The following is a 25,576-nucleotide window of genomic DNA, read 5'->3' on the forward strand; positions in this document are numbered from 1 at the left end:
TCCCTATTCGGCCGCTTCCAACGGCGCGATGCGGCGACTGTTGCGCGCCTGCCGCACATAATCCTGCTGCCAGTCGCTCGGCCCGTTCGACGCCATCACCTGCACCGCCGTCACCTTATATTCCGGGCAGTTGGTGGCCCAATCGCTATAGTCGGTGGTGATGACGTTCGCCTGCGTCTCCGGGTGATGGAAGGTCGTATAGACCACGCCCGGCGCGACCCGCTCGGTAACAAGCGCGCGCAGCGTCGTCTCCCCAGCCCGGCTGCGCAAAGTCACCCAGTCGCCGTCCTTCAGGCCGCGATTGTCCGCATCGCTCGGATGCATCTCCAGCCGATCCTCCGGGTGCCAGGCGGTATTGGCGGTCCGCCGCGTCTGCGCCCCGACATTATAATGGGACAATATCCGCCCCGTCGTCAGCAACAACGGGAAGCGCGGTCCGGTCTTCTCGTCGGTCGGCACATAGTCGGTGACGACGAACTTGCCCTTCCCCCGCACAAAGCCGTCTATGTGCATGGTCGGCGTCCCGTCGGGCGCTGCGTCATTGGCCGGCCATTGCAGCGATCCTTCCGCCTCCAGCCGGTCATAATGCACGCCGGCAAAGGTCGGGGTCAGTGCGGCAATCTCATCCATGATTTCGGACGGGTGGCCATAGGTCCAGCCCAAGTCCATGGCGTTCGCCACCAACTGCACGATCTCCCAGTCGGCATAGCCATTCAGCGGGGCCATCACCTTGCGCACCCGCTGGATGCGCCGTTCCGCGTTGGTGAAGGTGCCGTCCTTCTCCAGAAATGTCGATCCGGGCAGGAAGATATGGGCGTAATTGGCGGTTTCGTTCAGGAACAGATCCTGCACCACCACGCACTCCATCGCCGCCAGCCCGGCTGCGACATGATGGGTATTGGGATCGGATTGCAGGATATCCTCGCCCTGCACGAACAGCCCCTTGAACGTCCCGTCGGTCGCGGCGTCCAGCATGTTGGGGATGCGCAATCCCGGCTCGGCGTCCAGCGCCACGCCCCATGCCCGCTCGAACATGCTGCGCGTCGCGGTGTCGGACACATGGCGATAGCCCGAAAATTCATGCGGGAAACTGCCCATGTCGCAAGCGCCCTGCACATTATTCTGCCCCCGCAGCGGGTTCACGCCCACGCCCTCGCGTCCGACATTGCCGGTCGCCATGGCCAGGTTGGCGATGGCCATGACGGTGGAGGAACCTTGCGAATGTTCGGTGACGCCCAGCCCATAATAGATCGCGCCATTACCCCCGGTGGCATAGAGCCGCGCCGCCGCACGCACCTCGTCCGCCTTCACGCCGGTCAATGGCTCGATCGCCTCTGGCGAGCGCGCTGGCTCCGACACGAACTCCGCCCAATCGGCAAATTCGTCCCAGTCGCAGCGCTCGCGAATGAACGCCTCGTCATAAAGCTTCTCGGTCACGATGACATGCGCCATCGCGGTCAGCATCGCGACATTGGTGCCGGGCCGTAAGGGAAGATGATGCTCCGCCGCAATATGGGGCGATTGCACCATATCGGTACGGCGCGGGTCGATGACGATCAGCTTCGCGCCCTGCCGCAACCGCTTCTTCATGCGGCTGGCGAACACCGGATGCCCGTCGGTCGGGTTTGCGCCGATCACCAATATGACGTCGGCCGCCATCACGCTGTCAAAATCCTGCGTCCCTGCCGACGTCCCGAACGTCTGGCTCAACCCATAGCCGGTCGGCGAATGGCAAACCCGCGCGCAAGTATCGACATTATTATTGCCGAACCCCTGCCGGATCAATTTTTGAACCAGAAAGGTTTCTTCATTGGTGCACCGGCTCGACGTGATCCCGCCGATGCTGCGCGTCCCATATTTCGCCTGAATCCGGCGAAACTCGCTCGCGGTATAAGCGATCGCCTCGTCCCACGACACTTCGCGCCACGGTTCGCTCACCGACGCACGGATCATGGGGTTCAGGATACGGTCCTGATGCTGGGCATAGCCCCAGGCGAAGCGGCCCTTGACGCAGCTATGGCCGCGATTGGCCTTGCCGTCCTTCCACGGCACCATCCGCACCAGTTCCTCGCCCCGCATTTCCGCGCGGAACGTGCAACCCACGCCGCAATAGGCGCAGGTGGTGACGACGGCGCGATCGGGCGTGCCGATCTCCACTACGGCCTTTTCGATCAGCGACGCGGTCGGGCAAGCCTGCACGCACGCCCCGCAGGACACGCATTCGGACCCCAGGAAATCCTCGCCCTGCGACGCCGACACCCTGGAGGCAAAGCCCATATTCTCGATCGTGAGCGCAAACGTCCCCTGCACTTCGTCGCACGCCCGCACGCAGCGCGAACAGACGATGCACTTGCTGGGGTCGAAGTCGAAATAGGGGTTAGACTGGTCCTTCGCCTGCCCCATATTGGTTGCGCCGTCATAGCCATAGCGCACATCGCGCAGGCCGACCGCGCCCGCCTGATCCTGCAATTCGCAGTCCCCGTTCGCGCCGCAGGTCAGGCAATCGAGCGGATGGTCGGAGATATACAATTCCATCACCCCGCGCCGCAATTGCTTGAGGCGCTCGGTCTGCGTCCGCACCACCATGCCGTCCACGACCGGCGTGGTGCAGGATGCGGGATAGCCATTGCGCCCCTCTACCTCGACCAGGCACAGGCGGCAGGAGCCGAAACTCTCCACGCTGTCGGTCGCGCACAGCTTGGGGATCGACCCGCCGGTCAGCGACGCCGCCCGCATGATGCTGGTGCCTTCGGGCAGGGTCACGCTCTGCCCGTCGATGGTCAGGGTGACGGACTTGCCAGTGGAGATCGCCGGCGGCGTACCATGATCTGTTTCGCGGTTGAAGCTCATTCCGCGGCCTCCTTGATCGGCGCACTCGCACCAAAATCTTCGGGAAAATAATCGAGCGCGCTCAGCACCGGATAAGGGGTGAAGCCCCCCAGCGCACAGAGCGACCCATATTTCATCGTATCGGCCAGATCGCGCAGCAGGCTGGTCTGCGCCTCGATCGACACATCGATCCGGTTCGGTGCCCGCGAGTAAAGCGCCCTATCCAAATAGCCCTCCCCCGTTCGGGCTGAGCCTGTCGAAACCTTCCCCTTATCTTCAGGGTGAGACGTGTCCCGCGCCCCGATGATCCGGTCCATAATCTCCACGCCGCGCGTCGATCCGATCCGGCAAGGCGTGCATTTGCCGCAGCTTTCCGCCGCGCAGAACTCCATTGCGAAGCGCGCCATATGCGCCATGTCCACGCTATCGTCGAACAGCGTGATCCCGGCATGGCCGATCAACCCGCCCGCGGCCGCGAACGCCTCATAGTCGAACGGCAGATGGAACATGCTCGGCGGGAAATAGGCGCCCAGCGGCCCGCCCACCTGCACCGCCCGCACCGGCCGCCCGCTCGACGTGCCGCCGCCGATATCGTTCACCAATTCACCCAGCGTGATGCCGAAACCGACCTCATACAGCCCGCCATGCCGCACATTACCCGCCAGTTGCACCGGCATGGTCCCGCGCGACCGGCCGAACCCGACCGCCGCATAGGCATCCGCCCCCTGCGCCAGAATGAACGGCACCGCCGCCAGGCTCAGCACATTGTTGATGACCGTGGGCCGGCCAAACAGCCCCTGCAACGCCGGCAAAGGCGGCTTGGCCCGCACCTGCCCCCGCTTGCCCTCGATCGAATCGAGCAGCGCCGTCTCCTCGCCGCAGACATAGGCGCCCGCGCCCTCGCGCACCTCCAGCATGAAGGGCGCGACGATGTGCGCCGACGCCGCGATCGCCGCGCGCATCGTCGCGATCGCGAACGGATATTCCGACCGGATATAGATATAGCCATGCCGCGCGCCGACCGCATGAGCGGCAATCGCCATCCCCTCGATCAGGCAGAAGGGATCGCCCTCCATCAGCATCCGGTCGGCGAAGGTGCCGCTGTCGCCCTCGTCCGCATTGCAGACGATAAACTTCTCGTCAGCAGGCGCGTCCAGCACCGTCTGCCACTTGATCCCGGTCGGGAACCCCGCACCGCCGCGCCCGCGCAGCCCCGACGCCTTGACCGTATCGACCACCTGTTGCACCGCCTGCGCCCGCGCCGTCCCCAATCCTTGCCAGCCACCATGCGCCGCATAATCCGCCAGGCTCAGCGGATCGATGACCCCGCACCGCGCGAAGGTGAATCGCCGCTGCCCGACAAAGAAAGGCAGGTCCTCCACCTTCCCCAACCGCGCCGCGTGCGCGCCGTCCAGCACCGCCGCGACATCGCCCGGTCCCACAGGACCAAAGCCGATCCGCCCCAGGTCCGTCTCCACCTCGACCAGAGGCTCGATGCTGAACAGCCCGCGCGATCCCGTTCGCACCACCTCGCACCCGGCATCACCAAAGGCCCGCGCCACATCGTCCGCGCCCAGCGCCACCGACGCCATGTCGCGGCTCACAAACACGCGCGTCATGCCGCCACCTCCAGTGCGATCCGCTCCAGCGCGGCCGCATCAATCCGCGCCACCGGCCGTCCGTCGACCAGCGCATTGGGACCGATCGCGCACAGGCCCAGGCAATAAACCGGCTCCAGCGCGACCTGCCCGTCGGCCCGCGTCGCGCCCATCGCCACGCCCAATCGCTCCGCCGCCGCCTTTTCGATCGCCGCGGCGCCCCGCGCCTGGCAACTTTCGGCTCGGCACAGCTTCACCACATGCCGCCCCGGCGCGACCCGGCGAAAATCATGGTAGAAGGTGACGACCCCATGCACATCCGCGCGGCTGAGGTTCAGCGCCTTGGCGATCGCCGGCACCCACGCATCGTCGATATGGCCGGCCTCTTCCTGCATCGCGTGCAGCAGCGGCAACAGCCGGTCGCGCGTCGCGCCGTGGCGCGCGGTCCATGCGCCGATAAATTCTTCCATTTCTACCCTGCCTTCTGGCCCGAATTTTGGGTGCGATCCTGCGCCCCGGCCATCAGCGGGTCAAATCGAAGTCGTCCATCTTTGATAGAAAAAGCCTATCACGCTGTTCGAAAGCCCGGCGGCAGGCGCATTTCGCGCGCGACCCCCAGCACCGCCTGCGCCAGCGGCCCCATCGGCGCGCTGTCGGACACGATCACCCCGACCCGGCTGCCTTCGTCCGTCTGGGGCATGGCGTGGGTCCGCGCCCAACTCAGTCCGTCCAGCAAGGTCGCATGACTGTCGGGAATGATGGAGCAGAGCCGCCCCTGCTGCACCAGCCCCAGCAGCGCCACATAGCTGTCCGCCGTCGCCAATGGCCGCAGCGCCAGCCCCCGCTCGGCCAGCCGCGCATCCAGAATCCGCCGATTCTGCATCCCCTGATGCAGCAGGCAGAGCGGCAATATGGCCAACCCCGCCCAGTCCAGCGGATCGGGCACCACCACGCCATCGACAGCGCTCACCAACATCGTCCGCTCGACATAGAGCGGCACCGACAGCGCATGGGCGGGCGGCTCGAAATCGAGATAGGTTAACCCCGCATCCAGTTCGAACGCCGCCAGATCGCGCTCGATCTGGCGCGACGTCGACGCCCGGATCGACACGTTCAAACCCGGATGCCGCGCCTGCATCGCCGCGACCAGGCATCCGATGGCGGGCATCGCCGCCGGAATCGCGCCCAATCTGAGTTCCCCCCTCAACGGCCCGCGCGCCGTCTCCGCCGCCTGCCCCAGCGCCTCGGCCGCCGCCACCAATTGCCGCGCCCATGGCAATATCGCCTCTCCCTCCGCGGTCAGCCCGCCATATTTGCGGTCGCGCCGGATCAGCCTCTTGCCCAATTGCGTCTCCAGCGTGACAATCCCGGCGGACAAAGTGGGTTGCGACACATTGCAATGCGCGGCGGCGCGGGCGAAATGGCCTTCGCGCTCCAGCGCCAGGAAATATTCGACAAGGCGGGTCTGCATATCCCCACCTTATGCCTTATAGAGCATAACTATCAAGGGAGCGGCCATGGACGAGACAAGGATATTGGGGGCCGTGCTGGCCGGCGGCCGCTCCAGCCGCTTCGGTAGCGACAAGGCGCTGGCCCGCATGGCCGACGGCCGCACCCTGATCGACCATGCGGTGGCGGGCCTCGCCCCCCATGTGGCGGCGGTCGTCATCTGCGGGCGGGAAGGCGGCCTGCCCGATCGCCCCGCGTCCGACATGGGACCGCTCGGCGGATTGAACGCCGCGCTCCATCATGCGCTGGACTATGGCTTTGCGGGCGTGCTGACCACCGGCTGCGACATGCCCTTCTATCCCGCAGCCCTGCCCGCCGCCCTGATCGGCGAAAGCGCCGCCATCCTCAAAGGCCAGCAACTGCTCGGCTGGTGGCCCGCCACGCTCGCATCCGAACTGGACGCCCATCTGGCGGAGGAGAATAATCGGTCAATATATGGCTGGATCGACCGCGCAAACGCGCGCGTGGTGGAGATACCGGGCCTGGTCCTCCCCAACATCAACCGGCCGGAGGATCTGGCGGGTCTATAGCCCGTGTTCCCGCAATTTCAGACCGCCAGCACCTCACCCACCGCCATATCCGCAACCACCGGCGTCCCCGCCACCGCCTCGCCGATCAGCAGCAAGGTCGGATCGTCATCGCTGATCGTCTGCACCAGAAACGCCAGCGCCGACAGCTTCCCCCGGATCAGCCGCTCGCTGGGCAGCGACACATTGACCGCCACCATCACCGGCGTCTCCGGGTTGCGCCCCGCCGCGATCAGCGACCGGCCAATCTCGCCCGCCGCCGCACGCCCCATATAGATGCCCAGCGTCCCGCCCGGCCGCGCCAGCGCTTCCCAGTCCAGCTTCAGCGGCTCGCCCGCCTTGAGATGCGCCGTCACCAAAGTCAGCCCCCGCGCCACGCCCCGCAAGGTCAATGACGCACTCCCGCTCGCCGCCGCCGCGCTCGCCGTGGTGATGCCGGGGCAGATATGGAAACGCACCCCCGCCGCGCCCAAATGCGCCATCTCCTCGGCCGACCGGCCGAATACCGACGGATCGCCGCCCTTCAACCGCACCACCCGCCGGCCCGCCTGCGCCGCCACCAGCAACAGGTCGTTGATGCTGCCCTGCTGCTTGCTATGCCGCCCGGACCGCTTGCCCACGCTCACCCGCTCCACGTCCTGCGGGATCAGGTCCAGCACCCCCGGCCCCACCAGCGCGTCATAAAATACGATATCGGCCGCTGCGATCAGCTTCTCCGCCTTGCGGGTCAGCAGGTCCGGGTCGCCCGGCCCCGCGCCGACCAGCCACACCTCACCGGGCGCAATCATCTCATTCGGCTGCATGAAGCGTCTCCTGACGACTCTCTTTCAATAGATTGGCGAGCGCGGGCCGGCACGACCCGCAATTGGTGCCCGCGCCGATCGCCTTGCCGATCGCCGGCACATCGACCAGTTGCTGCTCGCGGATCGCCGCGACGATCTGGTTCAGGCCGATGTCGAAACAGACGCAGATGGTCGCGCCCTTGTCCGGCTGGCTGCCCGGCCCGCGCGCGGCCAACACCGATGCGCCCACACCCTCGACCGACAATTGCCCGATCAGCCAGTCGCGCGACGGCAGCAGGCCGGTGCGGGTGATGAACAGCACGCCCGCCAGCTTGCCTTCACGGATGATGGCCACCCGCCGCGTGCCCCGCGTCTGGTCGATCGCCTCGACCCGCTCACCCTTGGGCAGGCACGCTTCCAACCGCGCGGCATCGCCATTGCCCGCTACTTCGTAGAGCGCGCCGCCCGGCACGCTGATCTTGGTGGACCAAAGGCAGGGCAGCTTCACTGGCTCCTGGCCCCGCAGGATCAGGAAGCCTTTCCATTCGGTCGCGACCCGCTCGACGCTGGCCGGGGTCGATTTGAAACCCGGCTGACCCGAATGGGGATCGACCAGCGGCCGGGGCAAAAGGCCGGTGCGCCCGCCGCTCGACACCTGGTCGGTCCAATGGATCGGCGTGAAAATCTCGCCGACCCGCTGTCCTTGGCTCAACATCACGCGAAACAGGCTGCTCCCCTGCGCCGTCTGCACCTGCGCCAGATCGCGATCGCCTATCCCCAACGCCTGTGCATCGCGCGGATGGATCTCGACCAGCGGCTCCTCGCGATGCCGCGCCAGCTTGGGCGCCAGGCCGGTGCGCGTCATCGTATGCCACTGGTCGCGATAGCGGCCGGTGTTCAGCGTCATCGGCCAGTCTTTGAGCGGCGCTTGCACCTCCATCTGCTTTGTCAGCACCAGCCGCGCCTTGCCGTCGGGGGTCGGAAAACGCCCGTCGGCAAAGGGCGTCCCGCCCCAGCGGAACGGCTCCATCGCGTCATAGGCGTCATTGCCGATCGTCGCCCACGCCCGCAGGTTCAACAGCCGTGCCCCGTCATTCTGATAGGCGGTCAACCGCGCATGTTCGCGCCAGATATCGGCGGGCCGGTCATAGGCGAAGGCATTGCGCCACCCCATGCGCCGCGCAACCTGCGTCACAATCCACCAGTCCGGCTGCGCCTCGCCCGGCAACGTCAGGAAGGGCCGCTGGCGGCTGATCGTGCGGTCACTGTTGGTGACGGTGCCGTCCTTCTCCCCCCATCCGGCGGCGGGCAGGCGGACGTCGGCATGAACGCTGGTGTCGGTATCGGCGATGATGTCCGACACCACGACGAAGGGGCATGTTTCCAGCGCCTCACGCACGCGCCCCGCATCGGGCAGCGACACGGCGGGGTTGGTCGCCATCACCCACAGCGCCTTGATCCGCCCTTCGCCGATAGCGCGGAACAGGTCCACCGCCTTCAACCCCGGCTTGGTCGCCATCGTCGGCGCGGCCCAAAAACGGCCGACGCGCGCGACATTGTCGGCCGCGAAATCCATATGCGCCGCCAATGTGGACGCCAGCCCGCCGACCTCGCGCCCACCCATGGCGTTGGGCTGGCCGGTGATGGAGAAGGGCGCTGCGCCCGGCTTGCCGATGCGGCCAGTGGCCAGATGGACGTTGATGATCGCATTGACCTGGTCGGTGCCACGGATCGACTGGTTGATGCCCTGGCTGAACAGGGTGACCGTGCGCGGCGTCGCGGCGAACAGCCGGAAAAACTGCTCCAGCAGCGCGGGCGCAATGTCGCAGGTTTTCGCCGTCGTCCACAGGTCGTGGCCGGTGCCGATATGATCCCAGAAGCCGTCGGGCGCGGTCACGCTATCGCCCAGAAACGCCGGATCGGTCATCCCCTCGGCCACGCACCAGGCGAGCAGGCCGTTCATCAGCGCGACGTCGGCGCCCGGCTTCACCGCCAGATGCTGGTCCGCGTCCTCGCAGGTTTCGGTGCGTCGCGGATCGATCACGACCAGCTTGGTGCCACGCGCCGCGCGCGCCGCCTGGATGCGCTGATACACGATCGGATGGCACCAGGCGGTGTTGGACCCGACCAGCACGATCAGATCGGCTTCGTCCAGATCGTCATAGCTGGCGGGCACGATGTCTTCGCCAAATGCCCGGTTATGCCCCGCCACCGCGCTCGACATGCAAAGGCGGCTGTTGGTGTCGATGTTGGCCGAACCGATGAAGCCTTTCATCAGCTTGTTGGCGACATAATAATCCTCGGTCAGCAATTGGCCGGAGACATAGAAGGCGACGCTGTCCGGCCCATGCCGCGCGATCGTCTCGCGAAACTTCTTCGCGACCAGGTCCAGCGCCTTGTCCCAACTCGCCCGCCTGCTGCCCACCATTGGATGCAGCAGGCGCCCGGTCAGCCCCACCGTCTCGCCCAGATGCGTGCCCTTGGAGCAGAGCCGCCCGGCATTGGCCGGATGCGCCGCATCCCCGTTGATGACGACCGATCGCGGCCCGGTCGGCGTGGCCGATATGCCGCAGCCGACACCGCAATAGGCGCAGGTGGTGCGGATCGGCTCCGCCATCAGGCCGCCGCCTGCATCGCGACAGGCCGCGCGATCCATATCCGCCCGCCTTCTTCCTTGACCGCGATGGTCGGCGTGCAGCCCTCGTCCGCGCCCTGCGCCTCGCCGGTCTGGAGCGCGATATTCCAGTTATGCAGCGGGCAGGCGACGCTATGGCCATGGACGATGCCCTGGCTCAGTGGCCCCTTTTTGTGCGGACATTCATTGACCAGCGCGAACACCTGGTCGTCGCCGGTGCGAAACACCGCGATCTCCTTTTCGCCGCCGATCTGCACCGTCCGCGCGCCGCGCTGGGGAATGTCGGCCAGGGTGCCGATGTCGATCCAATCCGTCATATGATTCACTCCGCCGCGATGGAGATGGGGTCGAGATGCTGGTGCAGGTCGCTATTGGCGCCCGCGGCGCGCTGCGCCCACGGGTCGTCCTGCATGAACTGCTGCGAAAACAGGAACCGCGCGCGCAGCGCCTCGCGACCGGCTTCATCCTCCACGATCCGCTGCTTGACATACTCCACGCCGACCCGCTCGATCCACGGCGCGGTCCGCTCCAGATAGCGGGCCTCTTCGCGGTAAAGCTGGGTGAAGGCGGCGCAATAATCGAGCGCCTCCTGCTCGGTCGACACCTTGCACAGCAGGTCGGTGACGCGGACATGGATGCCGCCATTGCCCCCGACATGCAGCTCATAGCCGCTGTCCACGCACACGATGCCGAAATCCTTGATCGTGGCTTCAGCGCAATTGCGGGGGCAACCCGACACCGCGATCTTGAACTTGTGCGGCATCCACGACCCCCAGGTCATCCGCTCGGTCTTGACGCCAAGGCCGGTCGAATCCTGCGTGCCGAAACGACACCATTCGCTCCCCACGCAGGTCTTCACCGTGCGCAGCGACTTGCCATAGGCATGGCCCGACACCATCCCCGCCGCGTTCAGGTCCGCCCAGACGGCGGGCAAATCCTCCTTCTTGATCCCGAATATGTCGAGCCGCTGCCCGCCAGTGACCTTGACCATCGGCGCGTCATATTTCTCGACCACGTCGGCGATCGCGCGCAATTCGCGTGGGTTGGTCAGGCCGCCCCACATGCGCGGCACGACCGAATAGGTGCCGTCCTTCTGGATATTGGCGTGCATCCGCTCATTGACGAAGCGGCTCTGCTGGTCGTCGACATAGACGCCCGGCAACGCGCAAAGCAGATAGTAATTCAGCGCCGGGCGACAGGACGAACAGCCGTCGGGCGTGGACCAATGCAGCTTCTGCATCACTTCGGGGATCGACCGCATATCCTGCGCCACGATCTCCCGCCGCACATCATCATGGCCAAAGCTGGTGCATTTGCACATCGTCTTGGGGCCGGACTGGACGTCATCGCCCAGCACCACCGCCAGCAGATTTTCGACCAAGCCGGTGCAACTGCCGCAGCTCGCCGACGCCTTGCACCCCGTCCGCACCGCGTCCAGGCTGCATGCGCCCTGTTCGATGCAGGCGACGACCTGGCCCTTGGAAACGCCGTTGCAGCCGCAAATCTCGGCATCGTCCGAGAGCGCCGCAACGGCCGACTTAGGGTCCAGCGCGCCCCCTCCCTGGGCGAAAGCCTGACCGAAGATCAGCAGGTCGCGCATCTCGGCGACATTTTCGCCGCGCTTCAGCAGGTCGAAATACCAGCCGCCATCGGCCGTATCGCCATAGAGGACCGCGCCGATGACCTTGTCATCCTTCACCACGACCCGCTTATACACCCCGCGCGATGCATCGCGCAGGACGATATCCTCGCACCCCTCGCCGCCCGAAAAATCACCGGCGGAAAAGACATCCAGCCCCGCGACCTTCAGCTTGGTCGATGTGACCGAACCCTTATAGCCTGTATGCTGGTCGGTCAGCCCGTCGGCCAGGCTGCGGCACATGTCCCACAGCGGCGCGACCAGGCCATAGACATTGCCGTCATGCTCGACGCACTCGCCAACCGCCAGCACGTCCGCATCGCTGGTGACCATATGGTCATCGACCTTGATGCCGCGATTGACCTCCAGCCCCGCTTCGCGCGCCAGCGCGGTCGCGGGACGGATGCCCACCGCCATGACGACCAGACTGGCGGGAATTTCGCGGCCATCCTTCAACCGGACGCCCTCGACCTTGCCTTCACCATAAATTTCGGCGGTATTGGCCCCGGTCAGGATGGTCTGGCCCCGCCCTTCCAGCGCGCTCTTGAGCAGCCAGCCGGCCGCTTCATCCAGCTGTCGCTCCATCAGCGTGTCCATCAGGTGGATGACCGTCACCTTCATCCCGCGCAGCGTCAGGCCATGCGCCGCCTCCAGCCCCAGCAACCCGCCGCCGATCACCACCGCGTTCCCGCCCTTCCCGGCGGCTGCGACCATGGTGTCGACGTCCTTCATGTCGCGGAAGCTGATGACGCCTGGCAGATCCTTGCCCGGCACCGGGATGATGAACGGATCGGAACCGGTCGCGATCAACAGCTTGTCATAATGCACCGTCCGGCCGCTTTGCGCGGTCACGCTCTTGGTCGCCCGGTCGATGGCCGTCACCGGATCGCCCGCGATCAGCGCGATGCCGTTATCGTCATACCAGGCGCGATCGTTGATGACGATGTCGTCGAACGTCTTCTCGCCCGCCAGCACGGGCGACAGCATGATGCGATTATAATTCACATAAGGCTCTGCGCCGAAGATGGTGACGCGATAGCGCGCGCCGTCCCGCGCCAGCAGTTCCTCGACCGCGCGGCACCCGGCCATGCCGTTGCCGACCACGACCAGATGTTCGCGCACATCGTCCATCGGCACCAGCATCTGGTCATCGCCGCCCGCCACCGGCGCCATTGCGGCCTGCGTCTCGATCTGAAATTCCATCCCCGTCGCTCCAGAAAAACAAAAAGCCGCCATCCTGACCCCCGGTAAGAACCGAAAGTCAGGATGGCGGCTTTGCCATCATATGGGCCTTGTCGATCCGTCCCTGGACCGCCGCGGCTATGTGAGAAGGACATCCTTGTCCCTTGCAGTGCAGCATATGGGGAATCGCTCGATCACTCAAGCGATTCCTCTCATGGATTTTCAATCAGATGGCCCAATCGGCCTGCAACCACAGCTTGTCGGTGTCCGTCGCCATCGCCTTCGCGTCATAATGGGCATAGCGGACCGACAAAGCGGTCTTCTTCACCTTCGCGGATGCGATGAGGTTCCACTCATTGCCATAATGCAGGTCCAGCCGGTCGCTGTCGAACCGGTGCCATGTCGCCGCCAGCGCCACGCCCGTCATCGGCCCCACCTGTTTCCAGCCATAGCCGCCACCGACATACAGGTCGCGCACGCCATTGGCGGGCGTGACCAGGAACTTGTCGGCCCAGCCCTGGAATTTGAAATTGGTGCCCAGCGGCGTCTGGAAACTGGTCAAAGCCGCGCCGCTGCTGGCGCCCAGCACTTCATAGCCCGCGTTCAGCTTCCATCCGCTGAAATCCAGTGTCGCGTCCGCCAGCCAATAATCCGCGCTGTAATCATTGGGATTGCGATGATGGTCGGACTGGCGCGCATAACTGAACTGATAGCTCAGCTTGGCGACCTTGGAGAGCTGCCGCGATCCCGCCAGCCGCACGCCATAGGTCTGACTGGACATGCGAAACCCCTGCGTCGCGGCTTCATCCTGATCCACCATATAGCCAAAGCCGGTCAGCGTGCCGACGGGCGTTACATAGGACAGGTTGGCCAGGATATTGTCCCCGCTCACCGCCTGCTGCCGCGCGCCCTTGCCCTGGAAACCCCATATCGTGCGCACGCTCCACGCATAGGCGACGTCCAGCTTCAACCCCTTGGCCGGCGCCCATTCGGCGCGCACCGCGTCGAACGTCTGCGCATTGTCGCGAAAGGCGACATTGCCCACGAACCGTTCGTCATCCAATGCGATCTTCTGTCGTCCGCCAGTCAGCGTCACCGCCTTGGTCTTGTACTGCAACTGCGCGATATAGAGCGCGATATTCTCCGGATCGGCCACTATCGGCCGGGTCGCCGCGCCATTCACCCCGTCATAATAGCGGTCGATGAGCGCCAGCGTCCCCTGCCCCACAACGCTCGCGGACAGCGCGCCGCTAGTGGCGATCAACCCGGCGCGGGCGCGCATGGTCAGGGCGTCGGCGTCTTGTGGCAGGCCATCCTGATCGACATGCTCATAGCGCAACCGCGCTTCGGCGACGGGTTTCAAACTAATCTCTTGGGCGTAAGTTGGCCCTGCGACGGCCAGCACGGCCGCCGATGCGATGATCTTTTTCATGGGAAATCGTCCCCCCTCGGACGAAGATACGGATCTAATCCCGTTCGCCCGAGCGATGTCGAAGGGCTCTGCTGAGCGGAGGCGAAGCTGCTTCGCTGCGCTCAGTGAGAGACTTCGACTTCGCTCGGCCCGAACGATGTTAACTTTGGGGCGGCAGCCTTTCATCGTCGCATCGCTGGTGCGGAAAACCGGGTCCCACTTTTCCGCGCGATGCTTGACGATGGGCCGCCGCCTCTCCTACTCTTTTAGATGCGGGCGCCCGTGGTCCAGGTCGCGCGCCACTTGGCCTTGACCAGCATCAGGCCCAGCAAGGCCACCACCGCCAGCCCGGCGAAGATCAGAAAGCCCGATGCGAAGCTGCCGGTGAACTGCTTGGCGATCCCCAGCGAACTGGCGAGGTAGAAGCCGCCGATACCGCCGGCCATGCCGACCAGGCCGGTCATCACGCCGATTTCCGCCTGGAACCGCTGCGGCACTAGCTGGAAGACCGATCCGTTGCCGGTGCCCAGCGCCAGCATGGCGAGGACGAACAGGCCCAGCGCGCCAACCAATGTGGTGGCAAAGGCCACCCCGGCGAGCGCCAGCGCCGCGACGATCAACACCATGGTCAGCGTCTTCACGCCGCCGATCTTGTCGGCCAGCGCGCCGCCCATCGGCCGCACCAGCGATCCGGCGAACACGCATCCCGCGGTGCAATAGCCCGCGATGATCGGGGTCAGGCCGAACTGGTCGGTGAAGTAGATCGGCAGGCTCGCGGCCAGGCCGACGAAACCGCCGAACGTCACCGAATAAAAGCCCATCAGCCACCAGGCGTCAGCCTGCTTCAATGGCTCGAAATAGTCGACCAGCTTCTTGGCCGGGGGCGCGTTGGGCGCGTCCTTCGCCATCAGCATATAGGCCACGAACACGATCGTCAGCGGAATGCAGGCCAGGCCCAGCACCGCGTTCCAGCCGAAAATCTTGGCCAGCATCGGCGCGAACAGCGACGCCAGCACCGTGCCCGAATTGCCCATGCCAGCCAGGCCCATGGCCTTGCCCTGATGCTCCGGCGGATACCAGCGGCTCGCCAGCGGCAGCGCGATCGCGAAACTCGCGCCCGCAAAGCCCAGGATGACGCCCAGCGCCAATGTGCCGCCAAAGCTGTTCACGCCCATCATCCAGGCGGTGAACAAGCCAAGGATCACAATGATCTGGCTGATCGCGCCCGACAGTTTCGGGCCTATCCGATCGACCAGCAGGCCGTTGACCACGCGCAGCAGCGCGCCAGCCAGCGTCGGCACCGCGACCATCAGGCCCTTTTCGGCCGGGGTCAGCATCAGCGTCTTGGAAATCATGGGCGCAAGCGGCCCCAACAACACCCACACCATGAAGGCGAGGTCGAAATACAGGAATGCGGCGATCAAGGTCGGCGTGTGGCCGGCCTTCCAGAAACTTGTCGCGGGTGCGGCCGGTGCGGCCTCTCCATCACGATCCCAATAAGCGGTTGCCATGCTACGTCCCCCAATAAACGGAAATGGACACGAAAAAAGCCGCAGGCCGGACGTTACCTTGGCGGTAAATCCGGTCAGCGGCTTTGCTGCGAATATGGATGAGGATGGCGATCCCACCCTTGGGACGGCGCATCCTTGTCAGCGCACTTCGTCGTGCGACCCTTATGGTATCTCGCGATTCGCATCATGTTGCAAGGCACAAAATGGGAGGACGAACCGCCCCCCTATTGCCGTTCGCCCTGAGCCTGTGGAAGGGCCGCTCTTTCTTCTTGTCTTATAAAGAGAAAGTGCAGGATTCGACAGGGGCAGCCCGACCGGATTATTTTTTGCCGGATCGATTTTGCGCGATCCGCCCGCCTCATCGCCCCGGCGCAAATCCCGCCAGATAATCCTCGATCTTCTCCGGGTCGAACACCCGCCCGTCGAAGAATCGGTCCGGCCCCAGCGTCAATTCGCCCCGGCGCGATCCCACCGCAAGCGGCAGGTCGACCGCGCCTTCCAGTTTCATGCTGGCGCCCGGCATGGCAACGTCGCTGTTGGCCAGCGCCCGGCGATAGACGTCCGGCCGGAACACCGCGCCCGCCTTGGCCGCCGCAGCGGCGTCGTGCTCGACCATGTTCCACCGCACCAGCTGCGAATAGATCCACAACGCCTGGCTGCGCCAGGGAAAGGGCGTGGCTTCCCGGCTGAACAGCATGAAGTCGGAATTGGCCACCGGCGCTTCGCCCGCCCGCGCCACCATCTGCCCGGAAAGCGCCCGCGCGATCAGGTCCGCCGGCTGATCGACATAGCGCGGCCGCGCCAGCAGTTCCGCCAACGTGGCATGATTGCCGCTATCGTCGCACCAGGCCGCCGCCCGCGCCAGTGCGCGCAGCAGCCGGTCGACGATGTCGGGATTCTCCTCCAGCCACGGCTCGCGGAAGGCCAGAACCTTCTCCACGCCGCGCCGCCAGATGCGCTCGCCCACCGCCACCGTCTCGGCCAGCCCCGCCTCCACCGCGGCGCTGCCCCAGGGTTCGCCCGCGATGAAGCCGTCAATCTCGCCCGCGCGCATCGCCTCCACCGTCAGCGACGGCGGCAGCACGCGCAACACCACATCTTTGTCGGGGTCGATCCCCGCGCTCGCCAGCCAGTAACGCAGCATCAGGCTATGGCTGGAAAAGCGATGCACGACACCGATCATCGGCTTGCGCCGCCACAGGCCGATCGCCGCGGCGAAATCATGCGCGGTGCCCAGCGGATCGGCGACCCGCCGCGCCACGTCCGGCTCCAGCGCGGCGGCGAAATCGCGGGCCATCACCAGCATATTGCCGTTGACGTTCAGCTTGTAGGGCGCGGCCAGCGCGGCGGGCTGCTGGCTCAGGCCCAGCGTCACCGCCACGGCCAGCGGCGCGAGCATCTGCGCGGCATGGACCTGGCCATAGACCAGCCGGTCGCGCAGCGTCGCCCAGCTGGTCGATCGCACCAGCTCCAGCGCGATCCCCTCTTCTTCCGCAAAGCCCTGCTCGCACGCGGCCACCAGCACGGCGGCGTCGGTCAACGGCAGAAAGGCGATTTTCAGGTCCGTCGTCATAATCCCCCTCCGCCCAACAGCTCGCTCGCGGTGATCAGCGCCTGCGCCACCTCCACGATCTTCTTGCCCTGGTTCATCGCCGCGGACCGCAACAGCGCATAGGCGTCCTGCTCGCTCAGCGATCGCTGGTTCATCAGGATCGACTTGGCCCGGTCGATGATCTTGCGTTCGGACAGCGCGGTGCGCGCCTCGTCCAGTTCGCCCTGGATCTTGGCGAAGGCGTTGAAGCGCCGCACCGCCAGTTCCAGCACCGGCTTCACCCGCTCCTTGCGTAGTCCATCCACGACATAGGCGGACACGCCCGCATCGATCGCCGCGCCGATCATCGCCTCGTCCGACTGGTCCACGAACATCGCGATCGGCCGGGCGAGCGCGCGGCTGACGGTCAGCATTTCCTCCAGCGTGTCGCGGCTGGGGCTGCCCAGGTCCATCAGCACGACATCGGGCGCCATCCGCTCCAGTCGCGCGACGAACGCGCCGCGCGGGGGGACGATATGGATATCGTCATAACCCGCCTCGCGCAGTCCCTCCTCCAGGACGGTCGCGCGCAGCCCGCTGTCATCGATGATGACGATTCGCATCTACCCTTGCCTCTTTTCGCCCCTTCACTGGCCGCGATGCTGCGCCGCGTCAATCGGGCGGCGGATCGCGCTGCGGCCATCCTGACGCTTAGTGTGCGGCGGACGTATCCACATTGCCCCGCGGCTTGGGCGCGATCCACACGATCACCGCCGCTGCGAACAGGATCATAGCCGACATGAAGAAAACATGATCGACCGCCATGACGATCGCCTCCTGCTCGACCAGGTTGGAAATGGTCTGGCGCGCCTGTTCGGGGGAAAAGCCCAGGCTGGACAGCAGGGATTGCGTCTGTTCGGGTTGCAGGACGTCGGCCATATCGTTGCGCGACACGCGCTGGCTGTCGCCCCAACTGGTCAGAACCAGCGACGTCGCGATCGCCGTCGCCATGGTGCGCACGAAATTCTGCAAACCCGCGGCGGATGCGGTTTCGCTGGGCAGCACCGAACCCAGCGTCAGCGTGGTCAGTGGAATGAAGAAAAAGGGCAGAGCGAAGCCCTGGACGAACTGCGGAATGATCATCGTGCCGAAATCGACGCCGCTGGTCCAATGGGCGCGCACCAGCGACATGATGCCGATCCAGGCGACCGCGCCCGAAATCATCAACCGCACATCGACCCGCGATATCATATATCCCGCAATCGGCGCTGTGAACAACGCCGCCATCGCCGTCATCGCGGTAACGATGCCCGCCAGGGTCGCGGTATAGCCCATCGACATCTGCAACCATTGCGGAATGACGACGATGCTCGCGAAATAGGCGCCAAAGCATAGCGCCATGGTGAACAGGCCGGAACTGAAGCCGACATGCCGGAATACCCGCAGGTCGACCACCGGATGCTCCTCGGTCAACTCCCATATGACGAAGGCGACGAAGCCGATGACCGCCAACAGCGCCAGCGCCACGATTATCGGATCGGCGAACCAGTCATGGTCGCGGCCGATGTCCAGCATGATCTGCAAACAGCCGATCCAGAACACCAGCAGGAACAGGCCCATCTTGTCGATCGGCACATTGGCCGTCTCCGTCTCCACCGGCTTCAGCAGCGCCTGCGCCGCGAAAATGCACAGCACCGCGATCGGCAGGTTGATGAAGAAGATCCAGTGCCAGCTCCAATTGTCGCTGATATAACCGCCCACGATCGGTCCCAACGCCGGTCCCATCAGCGTGGTCATCGCCCACATGCCCATCGCTCTCCCGCGCATTTCCGGTGGAAAAATGCGCATCAGCAGCGTCTGCGACATCGGCATGATCGGCCCGCCGCAAATGCCCTGTCCAATGCGGCAGGCGACCAACATGCCGAGCGTCGATGACAGGCCGCACAGGACGGAAAACAGGCCAAAGCCGATCATCGCCATGGTGAACATGCGCACCACGCCGAAACGCTGCGCCAGCCATCCGGTCAGAGGTACGCAGATCGCCTCCGCAACCGCATAGGATGTGATGATCCAGGTGCCCTGATCCGGCGAAATGCCCAGATTCCCCGCGATATGCGGCACGGAAACATTGGCGATCGTCAGGTCGAGCACGACCATCAAATTGCTCATCGCCAGCACCAGCCCGGCCAGCGTCCGGCTGCGCGGCGAGAGTCGCGAGAAGATATCGTCGTCGCTGCTCATCGCCCGGACATTCCTTTGGTGTTACTTTTCGGACAGGTCGATCTCGACATCCATGGACAGGCCCACGCGCAACGGATGCGCCGCCAGTTCCTTGGGGTCGAGCGCGATGCGCAGCGGCAGGCGCTGCACCACCTTGATCCAGTTGCCCGTCGCGTTCTGCGCCGGGATCAGCGACATGGACGCGCCCGTGCCGCCGGAAAAGCCGACGACCTTGCCATGATAGACGACGTCGCCGCCATACAGGTCCGACGTCACCCTGGCCGGCATCCCGACGGTCACGCCGCGCAGCTGCCGCTCCTTGAAATTGGCGTCGACATAGACCTGGGCGAGCGGCACGATGCTCATGATCGGGCTGCCCTGCGCCACGCGCTGTCCCACCTGCACCTGCCGCTTGGTGACGACGCCGTCGATCGGCGCGCGGATGATCGCCCGGTCCAGGTTCAGCTTCGCCGAATCCAGCTTGGCCTGCGCCGCCATCACCGCCGGGTCGGTATCGACCGTCGATCCGCGCACCAGCGCATCGTTGGCCGCCAATTGCCCGCTGGCCGCGCTGCGCGTCGCCTGTGCGGTCTGCACTCCCGCGCGGGCCAACTCCAATGCCGCGCGAGCGGCGGCATAAGCCTTGCGCGCGCTCGTCACTTCGTCACCCGACACCGCGCCATCGCTCACCAACGCCTCGCGCCGTCGCAGGTCGATCCGCGCCTTGTCGAAATCGGCCTGCGCGCTCGCCAACTGGGCGCGCGCCTGCACGATATCCGCTCCGCGCGCATCCACTTGCGCCGCCAGCGACGTGCTGGTCGCCGCGGTCTGGCGGAACAGCCGCTTGGCTTCGGCCAGGTCGGCCTCCGCCTGCGCCACCGCGATCTGCGCGTCGGTCGGGTCCAGCTTCACCAATATGTCGCCGCGCTTGACCTGCTGGGTATCGCTGACCAGCACGTCGATCGCCTGCGCCGACATAAGCGGCGTCACTTGCGCCATTTCGGCGTTCACATAGGCATTGTCGGTGCTGACATGCGTGCGACCGATCAGCAGGTACCAGGCGCCCCACAACAGCCCGCCGACGATGACGACCAGGGCCAGCCGGATCAGCCAGGTCTTGCGCGCCGATTGGCGGCCTTCCTGCTGCATGTCATCGCTGTCGGGCGCGGAAGCTTGCGGATTGGCGTCAGCCATGGGGTTGGTCCTTGGACTGGAAGTCGCTGGCGGCGAAACCGCCGCCCAGCGCACGGATGAGGGCGATATCGGTGGAGAAGGCGCTGGCCTCCAGCCCCGCAAGGGACTGGCGCGCGCCAAGCAGCTGGTCCTCGACATTCAGCACGTCGAGATAGGTGGACAGGCCGCCTTTGTAGCGTTTCTGGGCGATGCCATAGGCGTCCTCCGACGCCGCCACCGCCGCGCGGGCGTCAACCAGCCGCTGGTCCAGCGTCTTGCGCATGGTGACGGCGTCGGCGACCTCTTGATAGGCGGCCAGCACGGTCTTGTCATAGGACGCCACCGCCTCGTCATAGGTGGCGCGCGCGCCGCGATACTGGCCCTGCAACGCCCCGCCATGAAAAATCGGCAGGCTGATCGCCGGGCCGACGGTGCCGAACAGCGATCCCTTGTCGAACAGGCTGTTGATGAACGGCTTGGGCGTGCCCGTGGCCGACGTGCCGCTGAAGACCGTATCATAGCCCAGCGATTGGACACCGATCAGGGCGCTCAGCCGCAGCGCCGGAAAGAAGTCGGCATGGGCCACCTTGATCCGCTTGGCCGCCGCTTGCGCGCGCGCCAGTGCGGCGGCGATGTCGGGACGGCGGGCGACCAGATTGGTGGTGACGTCGGCGGGCAGGCCCAGCGGCGCCAGCGCGCCGATCTTGGGCCGGCCAATCGAAAGCCCCCGGTCCGGTCCGGCGCCGATCAGCGCGGCGATCTGATGCTGGCGCAATTCGATCGCCATGGTCGCGGCGGCCAGCTGCGCGCGGGCGGACGATACGGTGGCGTCCGCCTGACGCACGCTGCCGCGCGTTTCCAGTCCATTGTCGCGCCGGTCCGCCACCAGCTTCTGGCTCGCCATCCGAATGTCGAGCGTGCGCTGCGCGATATCCGCCTCGTCATGCAGCCGCGCCAGGTCGGCATAGGCGTCGGCGATACCCGTCGTCAGCGCCAGCCGCGCCTGCTGCGCGTCGATCCGCGCCGCGCGCGTTTCGGACGTGGCGGCCGCCAGCGCCGCCTTGTTTCGGCCCCACAGGTCGAGGTCGAAACCCATGTCCAGCGCCACGCGCCCGGTGCCCAGCCAACCTTGCGGCACGAAATTCTGGGGCAGTCCCATATTATAGCTTTGCTTGGTCGCGCCGCCGCTCGCATCCAGGTCGACCGACGGCAGCAACGCCGCACCCGCCTGCTGCGCCATGCCCGCCGCCTTGCGGAAACGGGCGCTGGCGGCGGCGACGTCGGGCGATGCGCGCAGTCCTTCGGCGATCAGCGCGTCAAGCTGCGGATCGCCATAGGCGCTCCACCAGCCATCACCCGGCCAGGCCAAGGGCGCAGCCGCCAGACTGCGGTCCGCCGCGATGGTGGCGGGCGTGCGCAACTCAGGTTTCGCGCCCAGATCGGGGACTGCGGCGCAGGCGGCCAGCAGCAGGATGGAAGAGGCCATGCCGCCCGTTCTGGCGGCCAGGGCAATGCGACTCACGGACATATCAAACCGTACCACCTAGTATGAAAATTGCCATTGCCGCCCCTGCAAAGCCTTGTCAACCGAAATAGCGTACTCTATGGTACGATTTTATGACAGCGCCTGACACGCCCCCGATTCCCTCGCGAAGGGAGGCCCGCCGCCAGGATCGACGCGATGCGATCCTAACGGTGGCGCAGACCTATTTCCTCGAACATGGCTTCGCAGGCACCACCATGTCGGGCATTGCGGCGGAACTGGGCGGGTCGAAGGGCACTTTGTGGAGTCATTTCCCCTCGAAGGAAGCCTTGTTCGCCGCCGTGGTCGAACGCGCGGCCAAGGCCTATCAGGCCCAGTTATCGCAGATTCTGAACGTCGATGAGGCGTTGGAACTGACTTTGCAGCGCGCCTGCCGCAGCCTGATCGAAAAAGTGACCTCGCCCGACGGCAGCGCCCTGCATCGACTGATCGTCGCCCAGGGACGGCGTTTCCCGGAACTCAGCCAGATTTTCTTCGACCTTGCGCCGCAAAATACCCGCCTTTTGCTGGCCGATTTCCTGCATGGCGCGATGATGCGTGGACAGTTGCGACCGGCCGATCCGGTCGACGCCGCACGCGCGCTGCTGTCGCTATCGCTGTCCGGCTGCCACCAACAAATGCTGATCGGCCGGATCGACCGTCCCGCCCCCAATGAAATCGCCGCCGACGCGACCTTCGCCGTTGATATCTTCCTGCGCGCCTATGCGCCCCAGCCGCCCCCCCCGGCCTGATGCCATCGCATTGATCGCATATCGGCACGTTAACCATTTCTTCGGCGGCGCTTCTTATCCTTCCGTCAGGCCAGAATCGGGAAAAGTGGGACGACATGCCGATCTTCAAGCGCAACCGTATCCGCCATGGCGAACTGGAGGGCGCGCCCGAAACCGCGCGATCCCTGCGCCGCCTGCGTCTGCTGTTGGTCGATGAAAATCCCACCGCGCGCGCCGTCGTCGCCCGCCGCCTGTCGCATCTCAATTATGACGTGGCGCTGGCCGAAAACGGCTTCATCGCACTTAATCTGCTTGTCACTCGGCCGGTCGACATCATCCTGATCGACATGGGCCTGACGATGCTGCCTGCCGTCGCCACGATGCAAAAGATACGCGCCGCCAATCTGGCCGGCAACGCCTGTTTCGTCATGATCGCCGGGCGGCTCGACAGCCAGTCCACGGTGGAGGCGCTGGCCGCCGGAGCCGACGACCATGTCGTCAAACCCTTCGATTTCGATGTGCTCGACGCCCGCCTGCGCCATCTGTGCCAGCGCGCGGAACAGGTCGGCGCGCTCACCCGCCATAATGCCGACCTCGACGCCCGCATCGCCCGCCGCGCGGTGGAACTGGGCGAAACCCGCGAAGCGCTGCGCGAAATGCAGATCGACCGCGCCCGCCTCGTCTCGTCGATCCAGGCGCTGCATGACGAGGTCGAACGGCTTCACGCCGCTCAGGGCTGATCCATCTCCAGCCATAGCGAAAGGCCATCGCCCGGATCGGCCGGCGGCGCATCGGCCGTGATCCGCGCCGCATCCGCCCGCGCCCGGTTCAACGGGCCCGCCGGCACCGCCGGTTGATGATAGACCCGGTCCGCTTCCCCCAGCAACCGCGCTGCCCGTAATGTCAGCTCGTCGGGATCGCCCGACGACAGCCGGATCACCTCCAGCCGCGATGGCGTTTGCGCGCCCTCCGCCGCCAGCCAGCCCGGCACGCCATCGGCCGCCCCGTCGCGCAGCGGATCGATCGGCCCGCCAGGGACCAGCCCCGCATCGATCGCCCGCCGCCGCGCACCCGCGTCCGGCCAGCGCGCCCGGATCGCCGCCCGCCCAGCAAACAGCGCCGTCGCCAGGTCGCCCAGCCGCGCCGGCAGCATCGCCTCCAGCCGTTGCCGCAACGCCTTGGCTAGCCCCGCCGACGCCCCGCCCGTGCCGATCGCGATCAACACCGGATCGCGATCCACGATCGCGGGCAGGGTAAAATCGCACAAATCCGGCATGTCGGTCGCATTGACCAGCACGCCCCGCGCCCGCAGCCGCGCGACGGTCGGCCCGTCGCCGTCCGCCACGATCGCGATCCGCGCCTCGGCATCGCTCTCGCCGACCACGATTGCACCCGCCCGCTCCAGCAACCGGCGCTTGGCGTCCGCCGCCTCGCCCTCGCCCGTCAGGATCACCGGCCGACCCGTCAGCCGCAAGAAGACGGGCAGGCTCTGCATCAGTGGCCGACCCAGTCCGGGATGATGTCCGCTTCGATCAGCGCCTCGATCGGCGGCCGCGCGCGCACCACCGCCCATTGGTCGCCCGACACCAGCACTTCGGGCGTCAGCGGACGGCTGTTATAGGTGCCCGCCATGGTCGCGCCATAGGCGCCCGCGGTCATGAAGGCGACCAGGTCGCCCGCCTGCACCACATCCATGTCGCGATGCATGGCGAAGGTATCGCCCGTCTCGCACACCGGCCCCACCACATTGGCGGTTTCGCGCGTCCCCGCAGGCTTCACCGCGCGGATATCATGCCAGGCGTCATACAGGCTCGGCCGCATCAGGTCGTTCATCGCCGCATCGACGATCACGAACGGCGCCTGCGCGCCCTGCTTCACCCGCACCACGCGCGACAGCAGCGCCCCGGCATTGCCCACGATCACCCGGCCCGGCTCGAACATCAACCGCACCGGCCAGCCCTGCGTCACCCGCGTCACCATCGCGCCATAATCGGCGGGGCTGGGCGGCAAAGGCTGGGACGGATCATAGGGTACGCCCAGACCACCGCCCAGATCGGCGGTGCGAATGTCATGTCCCGCCGCCCGCAGCTTCTCGATCAGCACGCCGACCTTGGTGAAGGCCGCCTCCAGCGGGGCCAGGTCGGTCAGTTGGCTGCCGATATGCACGGCCACGCCCTGCACATCCAGGCCGGGCAGATCACGCGCCGCCGCATAGGATTCAATCGCCCGGTCATAGGGAATACCGAACTTGTTTTCGGATTTTCCGGTCGAAATCTTGGCATGGGTGCCCGCGTCCACATCGGGATTGATGCGATAGGCTACGGCCGCGCGCGTCCCCATCGACAGCGCGACCTCCGACAGCATCTCGGCTTCCGGTTCGCTTTCCAGATTGAACTGGTAGATGCCCTTTTCCAGCGCCAGCCGCATTTCCTGCGCGGTCTTGCCCACGCCCGAAAAAACGATGCGGTCGGCCGGGATACCCGCCGCGATCGCGCGCAACAACTCGCCGCCCGACACCACATCCGCGCCCAGGCCCAGCCTTCCCAGCGTCGCCAGCACGGCGGCATTGGGATTGGCCTTCACCGCAAAGGCGATCAGCGGGTTGTCGAGCGCGTTCAGCCCTTCGCGGAACACGCTGACATGGCGCTCCAGCGTCGCGGTGGAATAGACATAGACGGGCGTGCCGACCGCATCGGCGATCACGTCCAGCGGCACCTGCTCCACCTGCATGGCGCCGTTCACATAGTCAAAATGGTCCAACTTCGCGTCCTTAAAA

20 protein-coding genes are annotated in these 25,576 nt (G+C 65.9%); 3 read left to right on the forward strand and 17 right to left on the reverse strand.

Features of this window, described 5'->3' with window-relative positions; translation table 11 throughout:
- Positions 1–3 precede the first annotated feature (3 nt).
- From fdhF to sphantq_RS06460, 4 genes are all read right to left on the reverse strand, one after another.
- Positions 4–2,850 carry a formate dehydrogenase subunit alpha gene (fdhF, locus tag sphantq_RS06445; protein ID WP_272799863.1) on the reverse strand — a complete coding sequence of 949 codons (2,847 nt, stop codon included), beginning with the start codon at positions 2,848–2,850 and terminating at the stop codon, positions 4–6.
- Positions 2,847–4,448: a formate dehydrogenase beta subunit gene (locus sphantq_RS06450; protein ID WP_272799864.1), complete on the reverse strand. Its 1,602-nt coding sequence runs from the start codon at positions 4,446–4,448 to the stop codon at positions 2,847–2,849. Before sphantq_RS06450 ends, fdhF begins: the two co-directional genes overlap by 4 nt.
- Positions 4,445–4,897: an NAD(P)H-dependent oxidoreductase subunit E gene (locus tag sphantq_RS06455; protein ID WP_129925850.1), complete on the reverse strand. Its 453-nt coding sequence runs from the start codon at positions 4,895–4,897 to the stop codon at positions 4,445–4,447. The genes sphantq_RS06450 and sphantq_RS06455 overlap by 4 nt, the downstream gene beginning before the upstream one ends.
- Positions 4,898–4,995: 98 nt before the next feature.
- The gene (locus sphantq_RS06460) at positions 4,996–5,898 is read right to left on the reverse strand and encodes a LysR family transcriptional regulator (RefSeq protein WP_272799865.1); all 903 of its coding nucleotides are present in this window, start codon (positions 5,896–5,898) and stop codon (positions 4,996–4,998) included.
- Between the two features lie 46 nt (positions 5,899–5,944).
- Between sphantq_RS06460 and mobA the strand changes: the two genes are divergently transcribed.
- On the forward strand, positions 5,945–6,466 hold the full coding sequence (mobA, locus tag sphantq_RS06465; protein ID WP_272799866.1) for a molybdenum cofactor guanylyltransferase: 522 nt from the start codon (positions 5,945–5,947) through the stop codon (positions 6,464–6,466).
- A 17-nt stretch (positions 6,467–6,483) separates the two neighbouring features.
- On the opposite strand, the gene cobA is transcribed toward mobA, so the two are convergent.
- The 11 genes from cobA to sphantq_RS06520 all read right to left on the reverse strand — a co-directional run bounded on the left by cobA (position 6,484) and on the right by sphantq_RS06520 (position 22,075).
- The gene (cobA, locus tag sphantq_RS06470; protein ID WP_272799867.1) at positions 6,484–7,266 is read right to left on the reverse strand and encodes a uroporphyrinogen-III C-methyltransferase; all 783 of its coding nucleotides are present in this window, start codon (positions 7,264–7,266) and stop codon (positions 6,484–6,486) included.
- The gene (locus sphantq_RS06475) at positions 7,253–9,862 is read right to left on the reverse strand and encodes a nitrate reductase (protein ID WP_272800192.1); all 2,610 of its coding nucleotides are present in this window, start codon (positions 9,860–9,862) and stop codon (positions 7,253–7,255) included. Before sphantq_RS06475 ends, cobA begins: the two co-directional genes overlap by 14 nt.
- Complete coding sequence (nirD, locus tag sphantq_RS06480) at positions 9,862–10,197, reverse strand: nitrite reductase small subunit NirD (RefSeq protein WP_066604648.1); 336 nt, start codon at positions 10,195–10,197, stop codon at positions 9,862–9,864. Before nirD ends, sphantq_RS06475 begins: the two co-directional genes overlap by 1 nt.
- A 5-nt stretch (positions 10,198–10,202) precedes the next feature.
- A complete protein-coding gene (nirB, locus tag sphantq_RS06485) occupies positions 10,203–12,692 on the reverse strand; it encodes a nitrite reductase large subunit NirB (RefSeq protein WP_272800193.1) in 2,490 nt (829 codons plus the stop codon).
- A 235-nt stretch (positions 12,693–12,927) separates the two neighbouring features.
- Positions 12,928–14,133: a hypothetical protein gene (locus sphantq_RS06490; RefSeq protein WP_272799868.1), complete on the reverse strand. Its 1,206-nt coding sequence runs from the start codon at positions 14,131–14,133 to the stop codon at positions 12,928–12,930.
- A 245-nt stretch (positions 14,134–14,378) separates the two neighbouring features.
- Complete coding sequence (locus sphantq_RS06495) at positions 14,379–15,623, reverse strand: nitrate/nitrite transporter (RefSeq protein ID WP_066604652.1); 1,245 nt, start codon at positions 15,621–15,623, stop codon at positions 14,379–14,381.
- Positions 15,624–15,981: 358 nt separating this feature from the next.
- Positions 15,982–17,196 carry a CmpA/NrtA family ABC transporter substrate-binding protein gene (locus sphantq_RS06500; protein ID WP_066604655.1) on the reverse strand — a complete coding sequence of 405 codons (1,215 nt, stop codon included), beginning with the start codon at positions 17,194–17,196 and terminating at the stop codon, positions 15,982–15,984.
- Positions 17,193–17,777, reverse strand: a complete 585-nt coding sequence (locus sphantq_RS06505) for an ANTAR domain-containing response regulator (RefSeq protein ID WP_066604659.1) — start codon at positions 17,775–17,777, stop codon at positions 17,193–17,195. Before sphantq_RS06505 ends, sphantq_RS06500 begins: the two co-directional genes overlap by 4 nt.
- Positions 17,778–17,865: 88 nt before the next feature.
- Positions 17,866–19,395, reverse strand: coding sequence for a DHA2 family efflux MFS transporter permease subunit (locus sphantq_RS06510; protein ID WP_129925846.1), 1,530 nt, complete (start codon positions 19,393–19,395; stop codon positions 17,866–17,868).
- Positions 19,396–19,416: 21 nt separating this feature from the next.
- Positions 19,417–20,568, reverse strand: coding sequence for an EmrA/EmrK family multidrug efflux transporter periplasmic adaptor subunit (locus tag sphantq_RS06515; RefSeq protein WP_272799869.1), 1,152 nt, complete (start codon positions 20,566–20,568; stop codon positions 19,417–19,419).
- Positions 20,561–22,075: an efflux transporter outer membrane subunit gene (locus sphantq_RS06520; protein ID WP_066604670.1), complete on the reverse strand. Its 1,515-nt coding sequence runs from the start codon at positions 22,073–22,075 to the stop codon at positions 20,561–20,563. Before sphantq_RS06520 ends, sphantq_RS06515 begins: the two co-directional genes overlap by 8 nt.
- Positions 22,076–22,164: 89 nt before the next feature.
- On the opposite strand from sphantq_RS06520, the gene sphantq_RS06525 reads away from it, so the two are divergent.
- Both sphantq_RS06525 and sphantq_RS06530 read left to right on the forward strand, forming a co-directional pair.
- Positions 22,165–22,821, forward strand: coding sequence for a TetR/AcrR family transcriptional regulator (locus sphantq_RS06525; RefSeq protein ID WP_272799870.1), 657 nt, complete (start codon positions 22,165–22,167; stop codon positions 22,819–22,821).
- A gap of 95 nt (positions 22,822–22,916) precedes the next feature.
- Positions 22,917–23,540: a response regulator transcription factor gene (locus sphantq_RS06530; RefSeq protein WP_066604675.1), complete on the forward strand. Its 624-nt coding sequence runs from the start codon at positions 22,917–22,919 to the stop codon at positions 23,538–23,540.
- Here the strand turns inward: sphantq_RS06530 and sphantq_RS06535 are convergent.
- Positions 23,531–24,295: a precorrin-2 dehydrogenase/sirohydrochlorin ferrochelatase family protein gene (locus sphantq_RS06535; RefSeq protein WP_272799871.1), complete on the reverse strand. Its 765-nt coding sequence runs from the start codon at positions 24,293–24,295 to the stop codon at positions 23,531–23,533. The genes sphantq_RS06530 and sphantq_RS06535 overlap by 10 nt on opposite strands.
- On the reverse strand, positions 24,295–25,560 hold the full coding sequence (lysA, locus tag sphantq_RS06540) for a diaminopimelate decarboxylase (RefSeq protein WP_272799872.1): 1,266 nt from the start codon (positions 25,558–25,560) through the stop codon (positions 24,295–24,297). The genes sphantq_RS06535 and lysA overlap by 1 nt, the downstream gene beginning before the upstream one ends.
- Between the last annotated feature and the right edge of the window lie 16 nt (positions 25,561–25,576).

This window comes from Sphingobium sp. AntQ-1 (genome assembly GCF_028538045.1).
Lineage (GTDB): Bacteria > Pseudomonadota > Alphaproteobacteria > Sphingomonadales > Sphingomonadaceae > Sphingobium > Sphingobium cupriresistens.